At 58.3% G+C, this 2,633-nt stretch carries 2 protein-coding genes and 1 pseudogene; all 3 read left to right on the forward strand.

Annotation, left to right across the window (positions count from 1 at the left end; all coding sequences use genetic code 11):
* A pseudogene (locus Q0L39_RS11575) lies at positions 1-296 on the forward strand (bifunctional cobalt-precorrin-7 (C(5))-methyltransferase/cobalt-precorrin-6B (C(15))-methyltransferase); the annotation flags it as partial.
* Between the two features lie 25 nt (positions 297-321).
* Positions 322-1,722 carry a cobyrinate a,c-diamide synthase gene (locus Q0L39_RS11580; RefSeq protein WP_296629340.1) on the forward strand — a complete coding sequence of 467 codons (1,401 nt, stop codon included), beginning with the start codon at positions 322-324 and terminating at the stop codon, positions 1,720-1,722.
* On the forward strand, positions 1,722-2,633 hold a 912-nt coding region (locus tag Q0L39_RS11585; RefSeq protein WP_296629341.1), incomplete at its 3' end, for a nicotinate-nucleotide--dimethylbenzimidazole phosphoribosyltransferase. The genes Q0L39_RS11580 and Q0L39_RS11585, both read left to right, overlap by 1 nt.

Below are 2,633 nucleotides of genomic sequence, written 5' to 3' on the forward strand. Positions count from 1 at the left end.
CCGCGCCCGACTTTGTGTTTATCGGCGGCTCATCGGGCAATCTGGGAGAGATTATCCGACTGTGCCTTGCCAAAAACATGCGGGCGCGTGTCGTCGTGACCGCCATCACCCTCGAAACGCTTTCGCAGCTGTTGGAAACGGTGCGCCAGCTGCGGACCCAGGGTGAATACACCTTTGACATCGTCCAGCTGAGCGCCGCTCGTGCGCGGGAGTTGGGCGGCGGGTCGATGCACCTGATGACCGGACAGAATCCGGTGTACATCTGCACCCTTGCAAAACAGCTGCCCGAAGAATAGGGAAGGGATAAAGGAGGAAATTGCCATGTCAACCACACCACGCTTGATGCTGGCGGCTGCCTGCAGCGGCAGCGGCAAAACGACGTTGAGCTGTGCCATTTTGCAGGCGCTGAAAAACCGCGGAATGGACGCGGTCAGCTTCAAGTGCGGGCCGGACTATATCGACCCGATGTTTCACCGGCAGGTGCTGGGCATTCCGTCGCGCAATCTGGATTTGTTCTTTACCGACGGACAGACGGTGCGCCATCTGCTGCACAAAAACAGCGCCGGCCGCGACCTTGCCTTCATCGAAGGAGTGATGGGCTACTACGACGGCATCGCCACCACCAGCGATGCCTCCTCCTGGCAGCTTGCCTGTGAAACCAAAACGCCGGTGGTGCTGGTCTTAAACTGCCGCGGCATGTCGGTGTCGGTGGCAGCCCAGCTGCAGGGCTACCTCCACTTTGAGGAACAAAGCTGCATCCGCGGCGTTATCCTCAACCAGGTAAGCCCTTCGCTCTACACTGAACTCAAGGCGCTGATCGAACAGCGCTGCCAAATTCCCGTCTGCGGCTATATGCCGAGGATGTCCGACTGTTCTTTGGAAAGCAGGCATCTTGGGCTTGTGACCGCGGCGGAGATTTCCGACCTGCACCAGCGGCTCCAGCGTCTGGGAGAGCAGGCAGAGCAGTCGCTCGACCTTGATCTATTGTTGTCGATTGCAGCCGATGCGCCCGCCTTTTTGCCGCAGGAGGTTTGTCTGCCTGCTGTGGATAAGTTGGACCTGATGGCGAAGGTGCGCATCGGTGTAGCGCAGGATAAGGCGTTCTCCTTCTATTATGAAGATAACCTCGATCTGCTGCGCCGGCTGGGAGCGGAGCTGATCGAATTTTCTCCCTTGTGCGACACACTGCCCGAAGATTTGGACGGCCTGCTCATCGGCGGCGGCTACCCCGAAATTTATGCGATGGAGCTCACGCAGAATGAGACGCTTCGCGACCAGCTCAAAGCTGCGCTTTCGGACGGACTGCCCTGCATCGCGGAATGCGGCGGCTTTCAGTATTTGCAGCAGTCGCTGGAGGGACAGGACGGAAAGGAATATCCGATGGTCGGCTTTTTGCAGGGAAGAAGCTACCGAACCTCCGGCCTGCGCCGGTTTGGCTATGTCCGGCTGACGGCGAAACGGGACAACCTACTTTGTCGGGAAGGTGAGGGCTTTGCCGCCCACGAGTTCCACTACTGGGACAGCGAGATTACCGGCGACGCCGTCCATGCTCAGAAGCCGATGCGCAAAACAGGTTGGGACTGCGTGGTCGCAGACGACCACTTCTGGGGAGGCTACCCGCATCTGTACTACTATTCCTGCCCGCAGATGGCAGAAAATTTCCTGCTGCGCTGCAAAGCCTACCAGCAGCGCAAACATCTTGATGAAGGAGTGAAGGCTTGATGGAGCCGTTGGAAATTAAACTTACTCAAACGCTCAAACAGATTCAGCCGGTGGATGCAAAGGCGATGGAGCTTGCCCGCAAACGCTGGGATTCGATTGCAAAACCGCTGCATAGCCTGGGACTGCTGGAGGATGCCATCACCGCCATCGCCGGCATCCAGCGCACGGCACAGGTGACCCTGTCTAAGAAGTGCGTCGCTGCCTTCTGCGCGGACAACGGCGTTGTCGCTCAGGGTGTCACCCAGTCGGGACAGGAGGTCACCGCCATCGTCACCGAGAACTTTTGTTCCGGTCAGACCAGCGTCTGCGCCATGGCGCGGGCGACCGGCGCGGACATCATTCCGGTGGACATCGGCGTAGCGCGTGACGTTCACGGCGAGGGCCTGCGCATCCACAAGATCGCCTACGGTACGGCGGACATCACCGAAGGTCCTGCCATGACCCGCGAACAGGCTGCCGATGCTATCCTCTACGGTATCGAGCTGGTCGGAGAGCTGAAAAAAGAAGGCTATCGCCTGATTGCCACCGGTGAAATGGGCATCGGCAACACGACCACCAGCAGCGCGATTCTGTCGGTGCTGCTCAATCGTCCCGTTGTCGACATGACCGGCAGGGGAGCGGGTTTGAGCACCGATGGACTGCACCGCAAGATTGCCGCCATCGAAAAAGCAATTCAAACAAATCATCCAAACCCCGAGGACCCTATGGACGTTTTGCACAAAGTCGGCGGATTGGACATTGCGGGACTGGTAGGTGTCTTTCTCGGCGGCGCGTTGGAAAATATACCGATAGTAATAGATGGCGTCATTTCTGCAGCAGCGGCATTCACTGCGATGAAATTCTGCCCGACAGCAGCGGACTATTGGATTGCTGCCCATGTGTCCAAGGAACCCGCAGGAAAGATTGTTCTG

It is taken from the genome of uncultured Negativibacillus sp. (genome assembly GCF_944388365.1).
Lineage (GTDB): Bacteria > Bacillota > Clostridia > Oscillospirales > Ruminococcaceae > Negativibacillus.

Coding starts and splice junctions, on each gene's coding strand:
- Q0L39_RS11580 (WP_296629340.1), top strand. CDS start 322: ATGTCAACCACACCACGCTTGATGCTGGCGGCTGCCTGCAGCGGCAGC.